The organism is Fibrobacter sp. UBA4297 (assembly GCF_002394865.1).
In the GTDB taxonomy this organism is placed as follows: Bacteria; Fibrobacterota; Fibrobacteria; order Fibrobacterales; family Fibrobacteraceae; genus Fibrobacter.
The window spans coordinates 40,872-62,390 of sequence record NZ_DGUZ01000021.1 but is presented as its reverse complement, the minus strand read 5'-3'; the positions used below and the strand labels follow the sequence as shown (position 1 = coordinate 62,390).

Sequence of the window (21,519 nt, the reverse complement as noted above, 5' to 3'; positions counted from 1 at the left end):
TTCAATAACTATATTTCCCAGTATGAAAATTGTATTTATGGGAACGCCCGCGTTTGCGGCTCAATTCTTGGAGCACCTCGTTGCTTCCGATAACGAAGTTTTAGCTGTTGTCACTCAGCCCGATCGCCCGGCAGGCCGTGGTCGCGTGCTTACGCCCCCGCCTGTGAAAGAGGCTGCGCTCAAGCACAATTTGTCGGTCTTACAGCCGACGGACTTGAAGTCTCCTGAATTCGAAGCTGACCTCCGCAAGTACGATGCCGACCTCTATGTCGTTGTGGCGTATTCCATCTTGCCCAAGAATATTTTGGGCATCACGAAGTTTGGTGCCGTGAACGTTCACGGCAGTTTGCTCCCGAAGTACCGCGGCGCTGCTCCGGTGCAGCGTGCTATTGCCGATGGCCTCAAGGAAACTGGCGTGACTGTTTTCCGCCTGGACGAAAAAATGGACCATGGCCCGATTCTTGCTCAGCGCACGGTTGTGATTGACCATCAGGACACAACCGCAAGCTTGCTCGATAAAATGGTCGCTCCGGGCTGCGATGCCTTGGACGATGCCTTGAACCAGCTCAAGAACGGTTGCGAAAAGGATTTGACGCAAGACCACGCTCAGGCAAGTGGCGCCCCGAAAATCAAGAAAGAAGAAGGCTTGATCGACTTCAATTTGCCGGCTCGCACGATTCACGATCGTATCCGCGCGTTCAATCCGTGGCCGGGTGGATACGGAAAGCTCGGTGGCCGCATGGTGTACTTGCGTGAAACAGACACTCCCGAAAACGGTCCGAAACTTGCTCCGGGCGTTGTTGAATTCAAGGATAACCGATTCTTTGTCGGCACAGGTGATGGCGTTCTCGAAGTGATTGTAATACAGGCCGAAGGCAAAAAGCCAATGCCTGTGGCTGACTTTATGCGTGGCATTCAAAAGCGCGAGGGGTTACAGTTTTGCTAACGGAACGTGAAGAAGCCTTTCGAGTCCTTTTGCTTTGGCTAAAAGAAGGCTCGTTCATCAAGGAAAGCGGACTTTCTCCATTTGCGATGGAACTTGCGCTTGGCGTTTGCCGCAGGCACTTGTACCTTGAATATTTTGTCAAGTCGCTCACGAAAAAATTGCCGTCGCTCGAAGCCCGCGTGATTCTTGAAATGGGCCTCTTCCAGATGTTCTTTATGGACGTGCCGGATTACGCTGCAATCAATGATAGCGTGGAACTTGCAAAGTCTGCAAATCTCGGCGAGAGTACTGCGCGGCTTGTGAACGCAGTGCTTCGCACTGCTCGCCGTCAGGGCGAGCCTGCGCTTCCACCGCAGCGCGTTCGCCGCGTGAGCGTCGAGAATTCCGTGCCTGAATGGCTTGTGCGTCGTTGGTTCGACGTGTATGGAGGCGACCGCGCCGAAGCCTTGGCGAAGGCGACACTGGAGCGCCCGACTGAATGGATCCGCGTGAATTTGCAAAAGACGAGCGCTCCGGTGCTTGCCGAAAAAATCGGCATTATGGGCGCCTCGATTCTCTACGACCGCTTTATTGAAATCCCGCGCGACGTGGGTGTGAAGCTCTTGCTTGCGCTTCCGGAATTTGTGAAAGGTGAATTCTCGTTCCAGAATCCGTCCGCATTTGAAGTCGTGAAACTCCTCGACTTGAAGCCTGGCTTGAAAGTCTGGGACGCTTGTGCCGCTCCCGGCGGCAAGACCGCTCTCATGGCTGAAATGGATAGCTCGCTCGAGATTCTCGCGAGCGATTCGTCCGCCTCGCGCCTCGAAAAAATGCAGGACCTGATGAACCGCCTCGGCCTTACAAACATCAAGACCGAAGTCATCGACCTTGCGCCTGCTCAAGATTCCGCGACCGCTCCGCAGCATTCGTTTCTCTCGTCTCTAGTCTCTCGTCTTTCGTCTAAATTTGACCGCATTCTTCTCGATGTTCCCTGTAGCAACATGGGCGTGATTGCTCGCCGTCCGGAATCTGTGTACCGCATGACTCCGGAATCCATCAATGAAGTCGCCGAACTCCAGTTCAAGATTCTCGAAAACGCATCGACTGCACTTGCTCCTGGCGGGCGCCTTGTGTATGCCACATGCAGCCCCGACCCGACGGAAACAACGCGCGTCATTGCTCGATTCGTCAAGGCTCATCCCAAATTCGCGAAGGTCGGCGAGCCAGTCTTGCCGGGACAAAAAGATCCTCGCCTCGATGGCTTTTTCGCACAAGCTTTGGAATATAAAAAATGAAAAAAAACATTACGATTCTAGCAATAAGTCTGGCTTCGCTTTTGCATGCGCAAGCGCCAATGAGTGCGTCAGAACTTACGCCCAAAGATCCGCTTGCCTTTAGAAAAGATTCCCTTGCCGTTGCAAACGACATTTCTTTTTCGCATTTTTCTGTGTTCCTTGAAGGTGGCGAAATTTATCCGATGGGCCGCTTGATGGATGCCGTCGAAAATGCTTTGTATGGTGGTATTGGCATTCGCTATACTTATTGGGAAAATGTCGATGGAATTGTTATGTTCCAATACACTTATTTCAAACCTCACGCCGATATTAAATATGATGGAGCTCACCAGTTTATGGGACGTGTCGGTGCCGATTGGAAATGGCGACTGATTCGGCCTGTGGTCATTGGTGGCGGTTTCACTTGCAGTTGGGCCCGCGCCGATGTCGAAAAGTTTAATTGGTTTGAAAAAGGTGGCTCCTTGACGGACAATGAAACCGAATTTGGATGGTATGCAAGAATTAGTTTACCTGTGTTTAGATTCAAGGAATATAGCGCTGGATTCCACGTTATGTGGGAACAGCTATGGACGCTTCCAAAAAGATCTAATATGTTGTCTGCTGGTGTAACTTTTGAAAGGAGCATTTGGTAATGAACTCCTTTGTGAATAAAATATTCTTCACTATTGCTTTTTTGGCATGCTATGCTATTGCCTTTGTTGATGCTGAAATGGAAGGTATGGAGGTTGTCTCTCGTGATGACGGAACTTTCCTGATTAGTTCACCTACTTATTACTTTGATCGTGCTTTGGGTGCCGGCGGAATCCACTCCGAAAGTGAACTGTGGACCCCTCAAAAACTACGTTACCGTTTGCTTCTGAATCGCATGTCGTTCTTGCCGAGCTGGAATCCGATAGAAGCTCCGTCTATCTGGATGAAAACAGGGAATGAACTAGGTGATTTGATATATCAAGATTTTTTGACGGAATACAAAGATCGCCCGCCAAATAGAACGCCTATTTTGGAAGCCGGCGTACGCACGCCTGCGTTCCACGGATTTTGGGCAACATTCCGCTTGTTCCAGGATGATCATTACAGCACTAGAACTTTTGGTTATCGGCAACGACAAGTCAAAGGTAGTTTCTCCTATTTTGGGGATAACTGGCCGATGTTTAGTTCGGCGTACGGTGGCCTTGGCTATACCAATGATTTTATAAATGCTTCAGTTCTTGCTGGTATGGAATACCTTTGGATCTTTACAGAAAGTTCAAGGTGGATTCCGGTTCAGTACAAACCGCGTATTGAAACACGTGCAGATTTCTGGAATTTCTCGACAACGCTTGTGTTTGAAAATGCAAAATTTCAGAATAAACGTAAACAAGAACAAGGCGAACGTCACGAACTGAATGGTTCCATTGTCTATAATTGCAGTGAAACGTGCAGACAAAGTATGCTTCAACTTTCTGCGGGACTAGCTTTCCGATTTGTTGATGACGATGGAGTTGTTTATACAGGGCTTGATGATGGTCGCGTCATGTGGCCGTTCTTGGAAATGCGATTCAAACCGATTTCACAACTCAAATTAGACGTGATGTTTGGTGTGAATAATAGAGATTGGCTTATTCAAGATAGCATTGAATACCAAGTGCCAGCCTTAGAAAAAATGAATATCACAATTGGTGTAAAAAATGTTTCTGGGACGCGCCTGAACCCGCTTGCCGATACGCATGAATTCTTTGACGGCGATACGATTTCGCTCACGGCTGCTGGTCGTATGAATTTGTTGCAAGGCTATGCCCAATTTGAAGATTCATTGACAAATTTCCTTGGCTTTGGGCTGCGGGGGAGTTTCTGGGCAGAACATGGTGCGGAAATATTTGAAGTTGAAAAATTTGTTGTTGACAGCGGCTTTATATTCCGTCATGGAGATGTTTCGCGCTATAATTCTTGGATAAAAGGCGTTACAGGTGAATTTTGGCTGAATCTTTGGTATAAGGATATGTTCAAGTTTACAGCACTCACGGGCTTTGAACGCATTGACGGAAATGACAAGCGCTTTGAAGTCACTCCCGCTGAATTCTTTGTGGCGTTTAATGCCGATTGGCTTATTAAAAGGTCCTTCCGCATTTCTCATTCCTTGCGCTACAGAAGTGATGCTGAATGGAACCTCCGTTCAATTAATCCTTATGTCGTAAAGGGCGACTGGTTCTGGGACGTGACTTTTGAACAACGTTTTCCGAAGTGGGGTATATCTTTAGCCGGCTCGATTATCCAGGTCATTGGCAACGAAGTTGTCGAAGTTCCCAATGGCGGGTATAGCCGCCTCCGCTTCTATTGCACTGCAAAGAAAGCCTTCTAGTCCCGACTGTCATGCCTGCCGGAGCCTGTCCTGAGCGAAGTCGAAGGATGCAGGCATCTCCTAAAATATTTTTTTTAAAGCTTTTAAACTGAATGAGTTCGCGAAAGTCTCCAAGGCTTTCGCTTTTTCAATCCATTCAAATGCGGTGGGCTTACCGCTATTCGTGTTCGATTTTGGCAAATGCGTGGCCTTTACTTTTGTCGAAAGTCGCACATGCAACACGTCGCATTCTATTTTATGCACCGTAATGCTGTGGCGGAATGTTCCGCAATGTTTAACACTCTCGACTTCGTCGGCATTGATGTAATCTTCTGCTTTGGCGGGGAGCGCTACTGTAGCGTGTCGAGCGCTTTCAAAATGCGGTAGTGCAAGTTGCCCATCCAAGAATTTTTGTCCACCGTTTACGGCAAGGATTTTTTCATCGGCACTCTCGACAACGAGTACCGTTCCGTGCCAGCTTTTTTCAGTGCGCTTTTTTGCTGGTGGAAATTCTGCAGTGCGGCCATCCAAAAATGCGCGACATTCTTTTTGGAGTGGGCAGTTTTCACAGAGCGGAGACTTTGTCTTGCAAACGGTTCGTCCAAGTTCCATCAGCGCTTCGTTGTGCAAGTACGCTTTTGGCGAATCAGCAACTTCACGTGCATATTCCCAATAAATCTCGGACGTAGATTTTTCTGTCACGCCCGTTTCGTTACTTGTCATGCGTGCTTCTTTGACTGTCATGCCCGCTTCTTTGACTGTCATGCCCGATTTAATCGGGCATCTCCTTTCTTTGACTTTGTCAGTCGGCAGAAAGTCAAGTTCGTACAATCTGCTGAAAATTCGAACAAGGTTTCCATCCAAGATTGCTTCTCGCTGGTGGTAGGCGAGGCTTAAAATCGCCCCTGCCGTGTACGCACCAATTCCTGGCAACGCTTCCAGTTCCCTGCGCGTCTCGGGCATCTTGCGCACTCCCGTCATCCTCGAAGCGGAGCGAAGGGGATCCAGTGAATTTTCGCATACGATTTTCGCGGTCTTCAGTATATTCCTGGCGCGGCTGTAATAACCAAGTCCCTGCCAATACTTGAATACTTCGGTTTCATCCGCCTTTGCAAGAGTTTCTACATCTGGAAATCGCTTCATCCATCGGATAAAGTAATCCCTGACCGTTGAAACTTGTGTCTGCTGCAACATCGTCTCGCTAATCCATACCGCATACGGATCACGGGACGCATCCAAGTCCGCTGGCCTCCACGGCAATTCTGCCGCGTTCGCCCTGAACCACTCGCGCAAACGTTTCAAAGAATCTGGAGTCATTAGTTGTTAGTCAATGGTCTTTAGTCAATAGTCAATAGTGGGTTTGTGCATTTCAAAAAATGAGTTAAGAGCTTTGAGTTATTAGAGAATTTTATATTAAGATATTCTAATAACTACTGACTATTAACTAGTAACTGCGCTTCCGGCGCTCAAATCCCGTACGTTTCTCGCTTGAGTTTCCTAAAGAATTCAAACTGCGTCTTGGTTGAGCTTTCAAGCGTGTACTTTTCGCTACGCTTATGGCTATCGATTCGCATCTGTTCGTAAACTTCCGGCTGCTCAAGCTTGATGTTGCGGCATTCTTCGAGCGTTTCCAGCCACTTTGCTTCGTCAATCGGCAAAATGCGTCCGCACTTGTTGTCGTTTTGCACAATGCTTCTCGGACCGCCGTAATTGCTTACGATGGCGGGCGTGCCTGTAGACATCGCTTCTACGACCACGTTTCCAAATGTGTCCGTCGTGCTAGGGAACAAGAAAAAGTCCGCATCCGCATAAAGGCCTGCAAGAGTCTCTCCGCCCTGTTCGCCGGCAAAGCAAACGCTCGGATTGTCCTTGAACTGTTCCTTGATTTCTTCAAGGTACCAACCGTAGCCCACGTACATGAGTTCCACGTCGTCGTGCTTGGCAGAGAACTTGCTCCACACGGCGTTCAAAAATTCAAGATTCTTTTCCTTTGAAATTCTTCCAATAAAGGCAAAACGCACGGGTCTCTTGGTGCGGCCGGAACCGAACTTTTCCCAAGCGCCTTTGCCGCGCAAATCCGGCGAGAATTTCTCCAGCGGGAGCCCGCGTGGGAGAATCTGCACTTGGTTTGCAGGGACCTTCAAGTCTTTTTTCAGAATGTCGGCGTAATCTTCGCACGGGCTAATGACCGGGCGCGCCATCCAGTAGAAAATGCGCATGAGCCAAAGCACGTATGTGTGCATCCACTTCGCTTTTACAAGAGTCTTCGCGTAAGTCGGCACGTCGGTGCGGTAGTGGCTAAAGACCTTGATGCCTGCAATCCATCCGCAAAGGCAAACCACCCAAGCGCCTGGGCTCGGTGTTTCAAGTTCTATCATGTCGATGGGGTAGCGCTTGAGCAAGCGGAGAATCGGCGAAATGCGCGGAATCGCAAGTTCGCTGTTTGCGTACCCGAGCTGCTCCATGCTGAACAGGCGCGGCAATAAAATGCAGTAGCTGTTTTCCACGACACCGCATGGGCGCGTGTTGAATGCACTGCCGGCGAGGTAAGCCTTCATGCCGTGTGCGCGCATGTACGGAATCACGTTCCTCAAGTTGTTCGCGATGCCGTTTGTCTCGTCCAGATTGTCTGAGTAAAACAAAATGCGCACATCGTTTGGGTCTCTTTTTTGGCGTTCCTTTTTCAAATAGAAACGCAATTTTAGGAGCTTTGGCAAATTCAAGAGAGGCGTAAGCGCCACCAGAGGCGGGATCCAGCAAGTGCGGATGTTTCCGGGCGGTCTGTGGTCAAACGAGAAAATCTTGCGGAAGGTACTCGTGACCTTGCGTCCAAAAATTGCCGGGCGTGTATCGAGCTTGTCGCTAGCCTTGAGCTTTGTTGAACTTGACGCAGTCGTCATACTTCACTCCTTTGCCACCGAACAAGTCTAATGCACTACCAATGGTAAGGTCAATCTTGCCATTCGAAATTTCTTTGCAATGAATCAGGTCTTCAAGCGATTTTGCGCCACCTGCATACGTTACAGGAATCGGGCTATTCTCGGCGAGGAACTTGATGAGCTCGTCATCCATGCCCTGCTGCTTGCCTTCGACATCGGCTGCGTGAACCAAGAATTCATCACAGCTCTTGGCGAGGTCTTCGAGCGTTTCCTTGTTGATTTCGATATCGATAATCGTCTGCCAGCGGTTGGTGGCAATCTTCCATTGCGGCTTGCCATCGACCATGCCGGTGCGCTTGCAACTCAAGTCCAAAATCAGGTGTTCCTTGCCGACGGTCTTTACAAGCTCGTCAAGGCGCGAGCGGTCGAGTTTTCCGTCCGGGAAAATCCAGCTCGTCACAATCACGTGCGAGGCTCCGGCTTGGATGTACTCCAGTGCGTTCTGTGCGTTAATGCCACCACCAACTTGCATACCCCCTGGATACGCCGAAAGCGCGTCCTTTGCCGCGCTCTCGTTTCCCTTACCAAGCATAATCACGTGTCCGCCCTTGATGCCGTCTTTCTTATAGAGTTCGGCAAACCATGCGGATGACCTGTCTGTTTCAAAATTTGTCTTGAGTCCCGCTCCGCTATCGGAGAGCGAACTGCCGACGATCTGCTTTACCTTGCCATCGTGCAAGTCAATGCACGGCCTAAACTTCGTCATTAGTCCTTGACCCCTGTAATAGCCCAGTCGATATTCTTGCCGAGACCGTTCTTGCTTCTGCCACGGTAGAACAAAACTTCGCCACCTGCAGCAATCTTCATGGCCTTCTTTGCAAACCATCCGTCAATCTTGTCCAAAAGCGACGCCTTCTGCAACACCTTGTTCACGGGGAACACCATGGCCGGGACGCCGTTCTTCCATTCAAAGGAGAGCGTGGTCTTCGGGAACTTCTTGCCGTTGTAATCAGCACCGCCTTCCTTGACCTTCGTCGGGATGGCAACCTTCATGCCCTGCGGACCGTTGTACAAGGCGTAACCCATGAGCTGGCCGTCTGTCGTTAGCGTAATGCGTCCGGCGTGCATCGGCGATTTGTCGCTTGTGCTAAAGTTGATGGTGCGCGATGCGAGTTCCGTTGCCTGTGCGGTTTGCCAAGTCTGGTCCATGTAGGCGTAGCCTTTGACCACCAAGGTGTCTTCGTTGTAAGCAATTTTGCCCGTCACGCGGCCGTACGGAATATGAATGTACTGGGCAAACTTTTCCTTGCCGAATGTCCAAGTGCCGTTACCCGGAACCATACCCTGGACAGCGCTTTCGAAAGTTACGTCAAGGAGGAATTTTCCGCCCTTGTCGGCGCTGTAAAGCACACGGTGGCCCTTGCCTGGCTTGTTCTGGAGCATATATTCGCCCTTGATATCAATCGTAGCCTTTTCCTTGCTTGCGACAAGGCGTTCAGGCGGGTACTGGCGACCGACAGAATAAGTTTTTCCCTTGAAGTTCCAGAAACTCAAGTCGCAACCGATTTTACGGCCCGATCCCGGCACGTGAAGCAAGGAGTAGTTCACAAAGGCGCGAGTGCCGTTGTCGAACACGAACTGGTAACTCCAAGTTTCGTTGAATTCCTTGGTGATTGCCTTGTGTGGCATAAAGTCGCTTACAGTGAGGGCTCTGTCGTTACCCTGCGGTCCTGTAACTTCTGCGGCGTGTGTTGTCGCAGAAATAGCAAGCAGGGAGCAAATCCCCAAAACAATATTTTTTATTTGTAATCTCATACTTGAAAAAATAAAAAAAAGCTGTTCTTGTGGAACAGCTTCATTCTAGAAATTCGCTGAACGGCGGTTATTATGGAATGAACTGCCGATAATCGGAACAAGTTACAGGCGCAAGTCGCGGCCCATGCCCATCTTGAGTTCCACGCGACGGCGGACGACCATTTCGTTGAACAAGTCCGAGAGGCAATCTTCCATGCAAATCATGGGCTTCCAGCCGAGATTCATGATCTTGGTGGGGTCGCCAATCAAGAGCGGAATGTCGTTGCAACGGTCGTAACCCGGGTCAAAACGGAAGTCTACGCTCACGCCAGAGATGTCCACGAGCATTTCCACGAGTTCGCGGAATGTGTAGGACTTTCCACAGCAAATGTTGAATGCTTCGCCGGATTCTGCGGTATTCAAAATTTGGATGGCGGCGCGGGCAACGTCACGCACGTCAACCACGTCACGACTGACATCGAGGCTTCCCGAATAAATGACCGGTTCTGCGCCGTAATACTTTATCTTCACCAGTTGGTAGGCTATGGAAGGGAGCACAAAGCGGCGGCTGTGATGCGGCCCTGTAAAGTGGAATGGGCGGGCAAACACGATGTGGAGCCCGTTTGCGTTGCGGAACTGGTTCCCGAGAATTTCCATGCATGCCTTGGATGTGGCATACGGAGTAAGCGGGTTAGGAGGGTCCGTTTCCTTGTGCAAGTAGGTCAGTTGCTGTTCCGTTCTGCCGTAAATTTCGCTACTGCTGAGGAGCAATACTTTTGCCTTCGGCACAACCTGTCGCACCGCTTCGAGGAGCGTCTGCGTACCCAACAAGTTGATGTTGAGCGTTTCGTAAGGCTTCTTGTAGCTGAGCCCCACAGAGGATTGGCTTGCCAGATGGTAAATGTGCGTCGGGGAAACTTTCTGAATCATTTCCAGCACATTCCTGAAGTCCAGCAAATCACCGGTCAGGTACTGTACTCCTTCGACCTTTTGCCACGGCTGCGGAAGTTCGTCACTGAAGCTGTACAGCTCGTGATTGGTGCCGCTTAAGTTAGATAGAATACTGTACCCAAGTGATCCCGTTCCCCCGGTAACCAATATACTCATCTAAACCTCACTTGCCTGGATGGCTTTCCAGGCATCTGCAATAATACCCTTATCAATATTACAAACTTTTTCGACCTTTCCGATCTTTGTAGGCAAAATATAAACTCTAGTGCCTTTTTCAGCCTTCTTGTCGACTGCCATTGCAGCCCAAGCCGCTTCGACATCCGTGTTGTATGTCTTCGGGAATCCGAGATCGTCGAGCAACTTGTTTTGGCGCTGTTCGTCTTCCTTCGAAAGCTTTCCGAGGAGAACTGCCGCGCGTGCGGCAACTCGCATGCCCAAAGAAACGGCGATACCGTGGCTGTAAAGCTCGTAATGCGTGAGCTTTTCAATGGCGTGACCGAACGTGTGGCCGTAATTGAGGATAGCGCGGAGTCCTGCTTCCTTTTCGTCGATGCCGACCACTTCGGCCTTGATTTGGCAACTGCGGAAAATCATGTGCTTCAACACGTCAAAGTCGTGTGCCTTGATCTTTTCGACGTTGTTTTCAAGGTAGGTGAAAAATTCTTCGTCGTAAATCACGCCGTACTTGACGATTTCGGCGAGACCTGCAAGGTATTCGGTGGGAGGGAGTGTGTTCAGCACAGAAATGTCGCAGACAACTGCTTTCGGCTGGTAGAAAGCGCCAATCATGTTCTTGCCTTCGGCATGGTTCACGGCGACTTTACCGCCAACGGAACTGTCGACCATCGACAAGAGCGTTGTCGGAAACTGCACAAACGGAATGCCGCGCTGGTAGGTGGCGGCTCCAAAGCCTGCCATGTCGCCTACGACGCCACCGCTGAACTGCAAAAGGCAACTCTTGCGGGTGTAACCGCGGTGCAGCATAAAGCTGTAAAGCTGGTTCAAGTTGTGGAGCGTCTTGTGGCCTTCGCCGGCCTGGAACTTGAAAATCGGGCAACGGCCTGCCTGGCCGCGGAGTTCCGAAAGCTTCGTGTTCTGTTCCTTGGCAATCGTTGTGTCCGTGCAAATCAGGAATTCGTAAGTCGGCGCAAGACGCAAGCCTTCAAGCATGATTGCTGCGTCCGGCACAATGTTCTTGCCGATGAAAATCGGGTAGCGGCCTCCTTCGCTCGGGTGTACGTCAAGTGCGTGGCTTTCCCAGAACTTGAGCATGTGCATGATGCGTTCCGTGACGTGCGTTTCGGAATAGTCGTTCGAGCTTTCGACGCTAAAGTCCGCATTGGCGTAATTCTTTTCGCGGTCTTTCAGCATCTGCTTGATCTTTTCAAGGCGTTCTTCGTCCGAAAGGTTTGCAAGGAGCGGTCGCGTGTTCTTGCGGCCAATGCGTTCCGAAAGCACTTCGGGCTTTGCCCACAGGCGGATGATCGTTCCGTTTTCGCGGATGACCTTCAAGTTTTCGGCCTGCGTGAGAGCGCCACCGCCAAGGGAAACGACAAGAGGCTTTTCGCTCTGTGCAATTTCGGCAATCACGTCGCGTTCCATCTTGCGGAAAGCGGCTTCGCCATCTTGTTCAAAAATTTCGCTAATGGACTTGCCAGCGCGTTCTACAATGACGTTGTCTGTATCGACAAACGGGCGTCCGAGGCGGTCTGCGAGGGCGCGACCTGTACGGCTCTTGCCGCTGGCCATGAATCCGGTAAAGTATAGATGCTTCTTCATTTTAGCCCTGCATTCCTTTGCGCATAATCGCAGTCAGTTCTTCGTTTGTTTTGTTTTCGGTTTCCTTCGGGAACCACTTTTTAAAGCTTTCGAGGCCCTGGTGTACGAGCATGCCTTCACCCGTTACAATCTTGCAACCCTTGGCTTCTGCCATCTGCAAAAGCTTGGTGTGTGGCGGCGTGTAAACGATGTCGCAGACGACCTGCCCCTTATGCAGACATTCGTCTGTAATGGGGGAGGCATCAATGTTTGGGCTCATGCCGACCGATGTCGCGTTGATGATGATGTCAAAGTTTGCAGAAATACTTGCAAATTCACCAAACGTCGTGACTTGAACTGTCTTGAAATTCTTGTCGCCAGCATTGCCGGACCGGAAAAACTTGTTCAAAGAACCCGCAAGTGCGTCACCTTTTTCCTTGGTGCGGCAAACTATAGTAAGCTCGTTTTCTTGTTCCACAAGCGTAAATGCAATCGACTGGGCGGCGCCACCGTTTCCGAGGAGTGCAATCTTCTTGTTAGACGGACTTACGCCATTCTCTTCGAGATTTCGCACGCAACCATAAGGGTCCGTTGTCGTTCCGCAGAGTGTCCCACCGACAATGCCCTCTTTCCAGTACAGCGTGTTCACGCTGCCGGTGAACTTCGAAATTTCCGAAAGTTCATCGACCAGGCGGGCTGAACCGTCTGCATTGAAAAATTCCGTCTTGTAGGGGATGGTGACGTTTGCACCATGGAACTTCATCGCCTTGAAGCCTTGAATCGCCTGGGCGAAATTTTCTGGTTCGGGTGCGTAGGGGAGATAAGCCGCATTGATGCCAAGGGCGTCAAAAAGGGCGTTGTGCATAGCGGGCGATTTGCTGTGAGCAACCGGATGCCCGAAAATGCAAAGAGTTTCCGTCTTTCCGTTTATGGAAGCCAAAGTAACCTCGTATGTCCTTCCCACCTGTGGGGAAAAACTCTAAATAATACACTACAAAGATATATTATTCTAGGCTAAAAAATATGCAATAAGAAATTAACAGAGGGGTCTGAGTTAAGAGTTCTAAGTTACTAGTGACTAGAATTTTATTTCTAGAATCACTAGTAACTATTGACTGGTAACTAGTAACTGCGCCGTAGGCGTGCCACCCCCTAGACACAATTTCTATATTTGTGCCCGATGAAATTACCTATCGTTTGCATAATTGGACGTCCGAACGTCGGAAAGTCCTCCCTCTTCAACCGCATTCTTGGCCGCCGTGCCGCCGTGGTGAGCGACCGCGATGGTGTTACCCGCGACCGTCATTACCAGAATGCGATTTACAAGGGTCACGAATTTACAGTCGTCGATACGGGTGGATTCTTGCCCGATGATTCTATCGACGTCTTGGCGGACAGCGTCCGCGCCCAGATTTTTAACGCCGTGAACGAAGCCGACTTGGTGCTCTTCATGGTCGATATCCGCGTGGGCATCACCAAGCTCGACCAGCAGTTTGCACGCCTCATCCGCAAGCTCGACAAGAAGGTCATCCTCGTCGCGAACAAGAGCGAATTGCAGGGCGATCGTCAGGAAAGCTACGAATTTTTGAAACTCGGCTTTGGACAGCCGCGTACGGTCAGTGCCTTGACCGGCTACGCTTGCCTCTCACTCTTGGACGAAGTGGTCTCCGTGCTCCCGACTCCGGTGCGTGGCGAACGCCGCGAAGAACGCCCTGTGCGTTTTGCCATTCTCGGCCGCCCGAACGCAGGCAAGAGTACGCTCCTCAACCGTCTGTTGAACGAAGACCGCGCCGTGGTCTCCGACATCCCGGGTACGACCCGCGACTCCATCGACTGTGACTTTGTCGTTGACGGACAAAAGTTCGTGGTTACCGATACCGCAGGCCTTCGCAAAAAGGCTCGCGTCGAAGACGAAGTGGAAGTCTTCAGCAACATGCGTACGCTCGAAAGCATCCGTCGTTCTGATTTGTCTGTGCTCGTCGTCGATTGCACGCGCGGCATGGAAATCCAGGACTACCGCATCATCACGGAAATCCGCAAGGCCGGTAAGGGCCTCGTCGTTGTGCTGAACAAGTGGGATATCCTCCCGAACAAGAACGACAAATCCTTCGACCACATGGTCAAGGAACTCCTCGAACGCGAACCGATGCTTGAATTTGTACCGATTCTTTCGATCAGTGCCAAGGAAGGCCAGCGCGTAGGCCGCGTGATTCAGGCAATCCAGACCGTCTATGCCAACTGCCGCCGTGTGCTTGGCCGTGACCGCGTTGCCGAAAGCTTTGCGAACTTCTTGCAAGAAAAGGCTCCTCCGAGCCACAACGGCCGTGTCGTCATGCTTACCCGCGCCTGCCAGATCATGGTGGAACCGCCCGTCATCGACATCGAAACCCGCACGCCGGAACTTGTCGACGAATCGTACAAGCGCTACTTGCTCAAAAAGTTTTATGACGAATTCCAGTTGCAGGGCGCTCCGCTCCGCTTGAATTTCGATAGAAAGTTAACCCTCAGAAAGGATGAAGAACTTGAACAGTTTACTGAGTCTTCCAATAGCGTACTTGCTGGGGTCGATCCCCAGCGCCATATGGGTAGCAAAACTCGCGAAAGGTAAGGACTTTGATATTCGTGACTACGGCTCCAAGAATGCGGGCCTCACGAATACATTCCGCGTGCTCGGCTGGAAGCCTGCTCTCCCGGTCGTGTTCATGGACCTTTTGAAGGGCTTCTTTGGACCGTTTATCGCCCAGAAAATGTGCGAAGCTCAGGTCGCCGCTGGCGGTGCCGATTACAGCGCTTGGGTGCCGCTCCTTGCTGGCCTCCTCGTGATTCTCGGCCACAGCTTCACTTGCTTTGCCGGTTTCCGCGGTGGTAAGGGTGTGCTTGCGGCCCTCGGCGTGTTCCTCGCGATTTTGCCCTTGACGGTTCTTTGCGCATTTGCCCTCTGGATTATCCTCACGGTCACCACGAAATACGTCTCCGTTGGTAGCATCTTCGGGTGCGGACTTCTCGGCGCACTTTCCATCTTTGGCTATGTCTGCCCGGAATACTATTTCGAAAGCATCAACCTTGGCCAGATGATCCTCGCCGTGATTGTCGCCGTGTTCGTCATCGTGAAGCACAAGTCGAACATCAAGCGCCTCCTCAACGGCACCGAGAACGGCTTTGGCTCCAAGCGTAAGGCTAAGTAGGAAGTCGACGGTAGGAAGAATCCTTTTGTTCGTGCATGTCACCCCGGACTCCGTTCTCTTTGACTACTTGCAGCTATGCTGCTTAGTAGTCATGATTCGCGAATGGGGACGGGGGCTCCTTTCTAGGATTATCTTTCTGGAATCCAGTAATTTTCGCAATTGAAAATGGCTATACCCATTTAAATATTGTAGATTATATGCGGCAATGATTTTTGGCAATGTTGAGCATTGCCTACGAACCATTAACTATTGACCAATGACTAATGACCATTGACTAAGGAACGATATTATGAAAGTTACAGTTTTAGGTACCGGTGGCTGGGGTCTGACCCTCGGTCAAGTTGTTTACGAAAACAAGAACGAACTCACTTTTTGGACCAATTCCCAAGCAGAAGTAGATCTTCTCTCCACCGAACACCAGTACAAGGACAAACTTCCTGGCGTTATTTTCCCGGCTGATTTTAAGTACACGACCGACATGCACGCCGCTCTTGATGGTTGCGACATGGTCCTTATCGTTGTTCCGTCGCAGTTTATGGCAAGTGTTGCTGCAAATCTTGGCTCTTGGACCCCCGCAAAGGGCAAGGAACCGATTGTCGTCTGCGCCACGAAGGGGATTCTCGAAGGCACGGACCAGCTCATGAGCGAAGTCATCCTCGAAAAGGTTCCTTGGCTGACCGAAGACAAGATGGTTGCCTTTAGCGGCCCGTCTCATGCCGAAGAAGTGAGCCGCCACGTGCTTACCGCCATTGTCGCAGCCTGCGTGAACGAAGAATCTGCAAAGATTGTGCAGCAGGCAATGAGCTGCTCTTACCTCCGCGTTTATACCTCGACTGATATTGTTGGTGTTGAACTTTGTGGCTCCGTGAAGAACGTGATTGCAATTGCTTCCGGTGTGCTTTACGGCCTCGAAGCGAGTGGCAAGTTCAAGATTGGCGACAATACCCGCGCCGCAATCCTCACGCGTGGCCAGGCTGAAATGTGCCGCTTGGGCAAGGCTCTTGGTGCAAAGCCCGAAACATTCGCCGGTCTTGCCGGCATGGGCGACCTTATCGTGACGTGCCTTTCGCAGCATAGCCGTAACCGCTACGTGGGCGAACACATTGGTAAGGGCGAAACGCTTGACCAGGTGCTTGCCGGCATGAAGATGATTGCAGAAGGTGTGCCGACTTGCCGCAGCACGCGTGCTCTCGCCAAGAAACTCGGTGTAGAAATGCCGATTGTCGAAGCAGTTTACCAGATGTTGTTCGAAAACCGCAAGGTCGAAGACGTGGTCAAGGAAATCTGGGGACGCGAACTCAAGGCCGAAAACTGGGCTTAGTTTAAACAAACTAACGAATGCTCTGTCACGAGCGGAATTCACCTTTACATTGTCACCCCGGCCTCCGTGCCGGGGTCATCTTTTTATCTAGGAATTGTCATTCCCACTGTTATAATGTCATTCCCGCCACAAAAGGCTGTCATTCCCGCCGCCTGTCCTCGCGCCTGTCCTCGCGCCTGTCCTCGCTTGACGGGGATGACGGGGATGAGCGGGAACCTCCAAAAAATCGAAAAAAAAGCAAAAAAGTCAAAAAAATATCAAAATGTAAACTAAAATTTACTTTCAAAAAAAGAAATTCGATTTTGTTCTCTTGTCCGGAATCGCGAAAAATCAAAAATGCCCTATATGCTCAAATTTTGCCAAATATTACCAAAAATTTACCTTTTGTATGTGTAATCTTTTTGTGAGAATTTTGGCGTGAAATTGCAAACTTATTCCAAGTTGAAATAAATTTTTGTAAGAAAAACTTAACTTTCTCGAAAAATTAATGTAAACTTTGTTTTGTGAAAGTGATTTCACAAAGATTGGAGAAAATTAACAAGGGAGCATATTATGCAAAACAAAATCCTTGGAGTTGCTGGTTGTGCAGCACTCATGTTTGGTCTCATCGCATGTTCTGGCGAAGACGGAACTGACGGTGTTAATGGCGTCGATGGTAAGGATGGCGCAAGTTGCGAAGTCAAGTCCTTGAAGGACGCTTCCGGTTATAAGGTACTTTGCGGAGGGGACTCTGTTGGTGTCTTGCTGAACGGTAAGACCGGCGCCACCGGTAAGCAGGGCGTTGCTGGTCCGCAGGGTAAAGATGGGGCTACGGGTAAAACCGGCCAGAGCTGCGTGGTTCAGGAATTGTCCGATAAGTCTGGTTACGATGTGCTTTGCGGTGGCAAGTCTGTCGGTAAGCTGAAAAATGGTGCGCCTGGTGAATCTTGCACGACGAATCGTTCTGAATATGGCGTTGTCGTGAAGTGCGGTAACCAGGAAGCAACTCTCCTTGATGGTAAGAGCTGCACGGCTGCAACCACCTCTAAGGACGGTAGAGACGGTATCATCGTGACTTGCGATGGCGAAGTTGTTGGTACTGTATGGAACGGCGTGAACGGCGTTGCCGGTGAAAAGGGTGCCGATGGTACAAGCTGCTCGGCAAAGGCAATTACCGAAGATGCTACGGGCAAGACCGGTTTCTCTGTGTTCTGCGATGACAAACTCGTCGGAAACGTGTGGGATGGTGCCGATGGTACGAACTGCGTTAGCGAAAAGGGCGAAAAGAATGGTACTGTTGTCGTTAAGTGCGGCGATGCTGAACCTGTAACCCTTTACAAGGCTATGTGCGGTGCTGACTCCTATGATCCAGAAGACCAGTTCTGCGTGCTTGGTAAGCTCTATGACAAGTGCGGAAAGAAAACATATGTCATTAATGAAGAGTACTGTGAAGACGGCAAGGTGTTCAGACTTTGCGGTGAGTACAAGACTCTTAAAAATGGTGAATATGAATTCGTAAAGAATCGTGCTGTTGCCGAAGGTGAATTCTGCTGGAACGGCATAATCACGCCGAAGTGCGATGGTAAGGAATTCGGTATGAGGGAATTCTGCGGCAAAACATTGGATGGCTTGAAGGACTCTGTTGTGTCGTTTGATGCTTGCCCGAATAAGAACATATCTCCAATGGATGTTGAAACGAACCTCAATGAACTTTATAATATATTGGGTATATCTTTGTCCTCGTCTAGTAGCGAAAGCGGTGATGAAAATTCCAATGAAAAGGTCGACTTCTTTGGTGGTTTGATTGGCCATAGTTTAAAATCGTATACCCCTGAAGATCTTTCTCGTTTTAATGATCAGTTAACCCGTTATGAAGATATTTGCCTTAGAGGTTTTGGTTCTGAGGTGTGCGGTACAACAATGTACGATCCTGAAAAGGAAATCTGCGATATCCGTGATAACCATGTCTACAAATATGAAATGATTCCGGGTGGTGAAAGAGATCTCCTTTGGATGACCGAAAACCTCGCATTCGAATACAAACTGCCGAAGGTTGATACAACGAAGAATAGCGAAGGTCAGGTTACCAAGTTGGCTCTTGATATCGTCGGTGGTGATCTTCTCTATGAAGAAAATGCTTTCGAAAACTTCAGTGTTGATGGTAATCGCTACTATACCTGGAACTCTGCAATGGGTGTCGGCGACTTCAGAAATGGTTTGGACATGGCTAGTCTCAATCTTAAAGAAAAGGATGTGGTCTTTGGTGCGTGCCCGGCTGGCTGGAGATTGCCTACTGAAGATGAATTTAGTTACGTAAGTGATTTGGCTGCAAATGCTCAGGATGGTTTTGCCGCTATTGCCACTATTCCGGGTGAAAATGACCCTGTGGACTTTAACGTAGATTTCTGGGGTTATTATGACGTTTCGAAAAAACAGAAGGTGTCCGATGATAAGACTTTCTTCTGGTCTCAGTCTGCTGTCACGGATGATCCGGAAGAAGAAAACTTTGACCAGGCTTATGGCTTTGTCATTACCGATGTAAAGGGTGAAAGCTCTGTAAAAACATCGAACAAGAAGTATGCATTCACTATCCGTTGCGTAAAAGATGTCTCAAATTAAGCGATAGTTAGAATTCTCACATAATACAGCTCCAAGGCACCTGGCTCTCCACCAGGTGCCTTTTTGCGTTTAAGCAGTTTACCCCTAAAGAGCGTCCAAAAGCTTAAACCCCTAAAATGAAAGAGTCCGGGAAGTCAAGAAAAAACGGCTCGCGTTCGCGAACCGTTTTAATGAATAATGGAAATTGTTGTTACTTCTTGAAGACGCGCTGGGCGTTGGACTTTGTCTTCAAAATGTAGGCGCCTTGGCGGATGCCCGGCTTGAGCGTTCCGTTGTCGTTGAGCGCTTCGCTCTTGATGCCTTTCCACACAAGGTTGCCGTTTAGGTCAAAAATCATGACTTGCATCTTGTTGTCATTGGTCGCTAGGCGGCGGATAGTCTTGATGGCGGAACCATCACCGGTGCAGCCGGTTGCAACAATCTTTGCGATGTAGATGCCTGCGGATTCACTGTTGAAGGTAAGAGCGGTAGAACCGTTTTCGCCTTCTTTTTTGAGGGAAACTTTAGTTTCGCTCCACTTGGAACCAGCGGCGAGCTTACCGTATTCGTAATCAACCCAGCTTCCGCCTGCGGCACCGCCCACGTTCACGTATGCATCAGAGGAGCCTTGACTGCGCATGGTTATCACGAGGCTTGCGCAAGAGGCTAGTGCCTTGGCGCCTTCGGTGCTGATGTTCAAGAGCTGGTTCTGGTAGCCGCAAGATTCTTCGGACTGGTCACAGCCGGCGAGCGGTACGCTTGCGTAGCCTGCGATGCCGTCGATGGCGGTCGTGCCGTAGGTGACCGGGGAGAGCTTGTCGCTTATGGCTTGCCATGTAGAAACATCAGTTGTTGCCGTGTAATCGACAATTACGATGTCGGCTGTTGGAACTATAACCGGTTCGGTGTAGGTCGGGTCAGTCGTTTCGTCCTTACATGTGGCGACTGTGGATGCTGTGGCGCCTTTCTTATAGACGAGTGTTGTGATGGATCGTGCCGGGAGAACAGTGCAGCTTGCGACGGTGATGTTCTTGCTTTTGAATCCGTTTTCCTTGGATTGTACCGCGGTGATGACGCCGTAGCCTGCGATTGCTGGATTATCAAGCTGGATGGCGGCATTGCCCGAGTTGATGAGGACCGTCGTAATGGAATCTCCGCTAGCACTGAGGAAGGCGACCGTCTTGAGGTTTGTTTCGGCGGTTGCTGTAGCTATAACGCTAGAACCCGGATTCACGAACTTGGAATAGTGACGCATGGCGTGGTATTCCGGGAAAATTTTGAAGCCAGCTTCTTCACAAACATATCGGCCACTGCCGTCCAAATCCCAGCCTGCACCTGGGCAGATGCCAATCATTTGGGAATGGTGGCCCCAGAAAAGCTGCCATGCAATGTAGCCGGAAAGGCGACCGTCGGTAAAGCCGATTTGCATAATCTGGGCAAGGCCGAGCATGTCCTTTTCGCGTGGTTCGTCGAGCATGGGGCAGAATTCCGTCATGATGATGGGCTTGTTGCCAATACCGTAGATGTCGGCGATAGCCTTCATGGGCTTGCGAAAGTTTTCCGGGTCAAGGTAGTTGTTGCCAGAGTTGTCGTTGCCATCACCGGCGTGGTAAAGGTGGTAGGCGTAACCGTCGAGCTTGTTTGCGTCAAGTTCCTTGGCGTACTTTTCAAAGTTACTGTAGCCGATGCCGAGCGGTTCAGGGCCGAGAAGTTTGGTTTTGCCCTTCACAGCATCGTAGACGGCGTTCAAGGCTTCCTTGTAACCGGCAATTTCATTAGTTTCTGTCGGTTCGAAGAGAGTTTCTTCGTATTCTGCTTCCATGTCGGGCTCGTTCTGGAGGCTGATGTAGTCCGGAGTGATCCCTGCTGCGGTATAAGCGTCAAGGCTTCTCTTCCACCAGTTGGCAAAGTCTGTGTAGGCATAAGCGCCGTAGGCGTCGCCGTTTGCTTTTTTCAAGGTCTTGTCGGATTTGGAGTGACCATCATTGCCATTGAGGCTTCCGCTTGGTTTGAGTTTGCCCGGAGCGGACCAGCTGGACATCTGGATCTTCATGTGGTCGCCGAGACGTTTCTTGGCTGCCTTGACAATGTCAATATCGTCCTGCAATTTCGTGGCATCTTCATCTTGATACCAGTTGCCGACGCGGAGCAGGGAAAGGTTAAGGCCGGTAAATGCTGTGTCAAAAATAGCTTCTTGGTCTTCGACAGGGAGGTTTTTAAGCCAGCTTTGGTAGTAAACGCTTGCGCCACCGAAACCTGTTACTTTTTGGGCTGCTGCACTTGGGTTGACTGTTACGGTTGCAGCAAGGGCGCTAGAGGCGAGCAACGCCGTAGAGAGCAAAAATTTCTTCATAATACTCCTTAATTACACCGGATAATTTTCCATACACCGGTATTGCCATACACCGAAAAGGAAAGATACTAAAAGTAACAAGGAGTTTCAAGAATTTTAGAACTTAGAACTTAGAACTTAGAACTTAGAACTTAGAACTTAGAACATAGAACATAGAACATAGA

The 21,519-nt window shown here is 50.0% G+C and carries 16 protein-coding genes; 8 read left to right on the top strand and 8 right to left on the bottom strand.

Annotation, left to right across the window (positions count from 1 at the left end; genetic code table 11):
- The first annotated feature begins 22 nt into the window (after window positions 1-22).
- From fmt to B3A20_RS12215, 4 genes are read left to right on the top strand one after another with little or no spacing between them, the layout of a single operon-like run.
- Complete coding sequence (fmt, locus tag B3A20_RS12230) at window positions 23-946, top strand: methionyl-tRNA formyltransferase (protein ID WP_290765246.1); 924 nt, start codon at window positions 23-25, stop codon at window positions 944-946.
- Complete coding sequence (locus B3A20_RS12225; protein ID WP_290765244.1) at window positions 940-2,220, top strand: transcription antitermination factor NusB; 1,281 nt, start codon at window positions 940-942, stop codon at window positions 2,218-2,220. The genes fmt and B3A20_RS12225 overlap by 7 nt, the downstream gene beginning before the upstream one ends.
- Complete coding sequence (locus B3A20_RS12220) at window positions 2,217-2,852, top strand: hypothetical protein (RefSeq protein ID WP_290765241.1); 636 nt, start codon at window positions 2,217-2,219, stop codon at window positions 2,850-2,852. Before B3A20_RS12225 ends, B3A20_RS12220 begins: the two co-directional genes overlap by 4 nt.
- Complete coding sequence (locus B3A20_RS12215) at window positions 2,852-4,558, top strand: hypothetical protein (protein ID WP_290765238.1); 1,707 nt, start codon at window positions 2,852-2,854, stop codon at window positions 4,556-4,558. The genes B3A20_RS12220 and B3A20_RS12215 overlap by 1 nt, the downstream gene beginning before the upstream one ends.
- Before the next feature lie 60 nt (window positions 4,559-4,618).
- Here B3A20_RS12215 and B3A20_RS12210 read toward each other — a convergent pair whose 3' ends face one another.
- The 7 genes from B3A20_RS12210 to aroE form a co-directional block, all read right to left on the bottom strand.
- Window positions 4,619-5,854 carry an A/G-specific adenine glycosylase gene (locus tag B3A20_RS12210; RefSeq protein ID WP_290765236.1) on the bottom strand — a complete coding sequence of 412 codons (1,236 nt, stop codon included), beginning with the start codon at window positions 5,852-5,854 and terminating at the stop codon, window positions 4,619-4,621.
- A gap of 149 nt (window positions 5,855-6,003) precedes the next feature.
- Window positions 6,004-7,437: a glycosyltransferase gene (locus B3A20_RS12205; protein ID WP_290765234.1), complete on the bottom strand. Its 1,434-nt coding sequence runs from the start codon at window positions 7,435-7,437 to the stop codon at window positions 6,004-6,006.
- Complete coding sequence (hisA, locus tag B3A20_RS12200) at window positions 7,400-8,182, bottom strand: phosphoribosylformimino-5-aminoimidazole carboxamide ribotide isomerase (protein WP_088660539.1); 783 nt, start codon at window positions 8,180-8,182, stop codon at window positions 7,400-7,402. Before hisA ends, B3A20_RS12205 begins: the two co-directional genes overlap by 38 nt.
- The gene (locus tag B3A20_RS12195; RefSeq protein WP_088660538.1) at window positions 8,182-9,231 is read right to left on the bottom strand and encodes a hypothetical protein; all 1,050 of its coding nucleotides are present in this window, start codon (window positions 9,229-9,231) and stop codon (window positions 8,182-8,184) included. Before B3A20_RS12195 ends, hisA begins: the two co-directional genes overlap by 1 nt.
- Window positions 9,232-9,333: 102 nt before the next feature.
- A complete protein-coding gene (locus tag B3A20_RS12190) occupies window positions 9,334-10,317 on the bottom strand; it encodes a GDP-mannose 4,6-dehydratase (RefSeq protein WP_173561554.1) in 984 nt (327 codons plus the stop codon).
- Window positions 10,318-11,940: a 3-dehydroquinate synthase gene (aroB, locus tag B3A20_RS12185; protein ID WP_088630684.1), complete on the bottom strand. Its 1,623-nt coding sequence runs from the start codon at window positions 11,938-11,940 to the stop codon at window positions 10,318-10,320. It lies immediately after the preceding gene.
- A 1-nt stretch (window position 11,941) separates the two neighbouring features.
- Window positions 11,942-12,859 (bottom strand): shikimate dehydrogenase, encoded by a 918-nt coding sequence (aroE, locus tag B3A20_RS12180; protein WP_290765226.1) that lies wholly within the window; start codon window positions 12,857-12,859, stop codon window positions 11,942-11,944.
- Between the two features lie 240 nt (window positions 12,860-13,099).
- On the opposite strand from aroE, the gene der reads away from it, so the two are divergent.
- The 4 genes from der to B3A20_RS12160 all read left to right on the top strand — a co-directional run bounded on the left by der (window position 13,100) and on the right by B3A20_RS12160 (window position 19,023).
- Entirely contained in the window at window positions 13,100-14,527 is a 1,428-nt protein-coding gene (gene der / locus B3A20_RS12175) for a ribosome biogenesis GTPase Der (RefSeq protein WP_173561548.1), read from the top strand.
- The gene (gene plsY, locus B3A20_RS12170; RefSeq protein WP_290765222.1) at window positions 14,475-15,104 is read left to right on the top strand and encodes a glycerol-3-phosphate 1-O-acyltransferase PlsY; all 630 of its coding nucleotides are present in this window, start codon (window positions 14,475-14,477) and stop codon (window positions 15,102-15,104) included. The genes der and plsY overlap by 53 nt, the downstream gene beginning before the upstream one ends.
- A gap of 289 nt (window positions 15,105-15,393) precedes the next feature.
- A complete protein-coding gene (locus tag B3A20_RS12165; protein WP_290765219.1) occupies window positions 15,394-16,425 on the top strand; it encodes an NAD(P)H-dependent glycerol-3-phosphate dehydrogenase in 1,032 nt (343 codons plus the stop codon).
- Window positions 16,426-16,977: 552 nt separating this feature from the next.
- Window positions 16,978-19,023, top strand: coding sequence for an FISUMP domain-containing protein (locus B3A20_RS12160; RefSeq protein WP_290765216.1), 2,046 nt, complete (start codon window positions 16,978-16,980; stop codon window positions 19,021-19,023).
- Window positions 19,024-19,213: 190 nt separating this feature from the next.
- Here B3A20_RS12160 and B3A20_RS12155 read toward each other — a convergent pair whose 3' ends face one another.
- A complete protein-coding gene (locus B3A20_RS12155; protein ID WP_290765214.1) occupies window positions 19,214-21,355 on the bottom strand; it encodes a glycoside hydrolase family 30 beta sandwich domain-containing protein in 2,142 nt (713 codons plus the stop codon).
- Between the last annotated feature and the right edge of the window lie 164 nt (window positions 21,356-21,519).

Excerpts from the sequence above, each read along its gene's own strand:
- aroB (WP_088630684.1), bottom strand. The coding sequence starts at position 11,940 with ATGAAGAAGCATCTATACTTTACCGGATTCATGGCCAGCGGCAAGAGC.
- B3A20_RS12160 (WP_290765216.1), top strand. The coding sequence starts at position 16,978 with ATGCAAAACAAAATCCTTGGAGTTGCTGGTTGTGCAGCACTCATGTTT.
- B3A20_RS12215 (WP_290765238.1), top strand. The coding sequence starts at position 2,852 with ATGAACTCCTTTGTGAATAAAATATTCTTCACTATTGCTTTTTTGGCA.
- B3A20_RS12165 (WP_290765219.1), top strand. The coding sequence starts at position 15,394 with ATGAAAGTTACAGTTTTAGGTACCGGTGGCTGGGGTCTGACCCTCGGT.
- hisA (WP_088660539.1), bottom strand. The coding sequence starts at position 8,182 with ATGACGAAGTTTAGGCCGTGCATTGACTTGCACGATGGCAAGGTAAAG.
- B3A20_RS12205 (WP_290765234.1), bottom strand. The coding sequence starts at position 7,437 with ATGACGACTGCGTCAAGTTCAACAAAGCTCAAGGCTAGCGACAAGCTC.
- B3A20_RS12190 (WP_173561554.1), bottom strand. The coding sequence starts at position 10,317 with ATGAGTATATTGGTTACCGGGGGAACGGGATCACTTGGGTACAGTATT.
- B3A20_RS12155 (WP_290765214.1), bottom strand. The coding sequence starts at position 21,355 with ATGAAGAAATTTTTGCTCTCTACGGCGTTGCTCGCCTCTAGCGCCCTT.
- B3A20_RS12210 (WP_290765236.1), bottom strand. The coding sequence starts at position 5,854 with ATGACTCCAGATTCTTTGAAACGTTTGCGCGAGTGGTTCAGGGCGAAC.
- B3A20_RS12220 (WP_290765241.1), top strand. The coding sequence starts at position 2,217 with ATGAAAAAAAACATTACGATTCTAGCAATAAGTCTGGCTTCGCTTTTG.
- fmt (WP_290765246.1), top strand. The coding sequence starts at position 23 with ATGAAAATTGTATTTATGGGAACGCCCGCGTTTGCGGCTCAATTCTTG.
- B3A20_RS12195 (WP_088660538.1), bottom strand. The coding sequence starts at position 9,231 with ATGAGATTACAAATAAAAAATATTGTTTTGGGGATTTGCTCCCTGCTT.
- der (WP_173561548.1), top strand. The coding sequence starts at position 13,100 with ATGAAATTACCTATCGTTTGCATAATTGGACGTCCGAACGTCGGAAAG.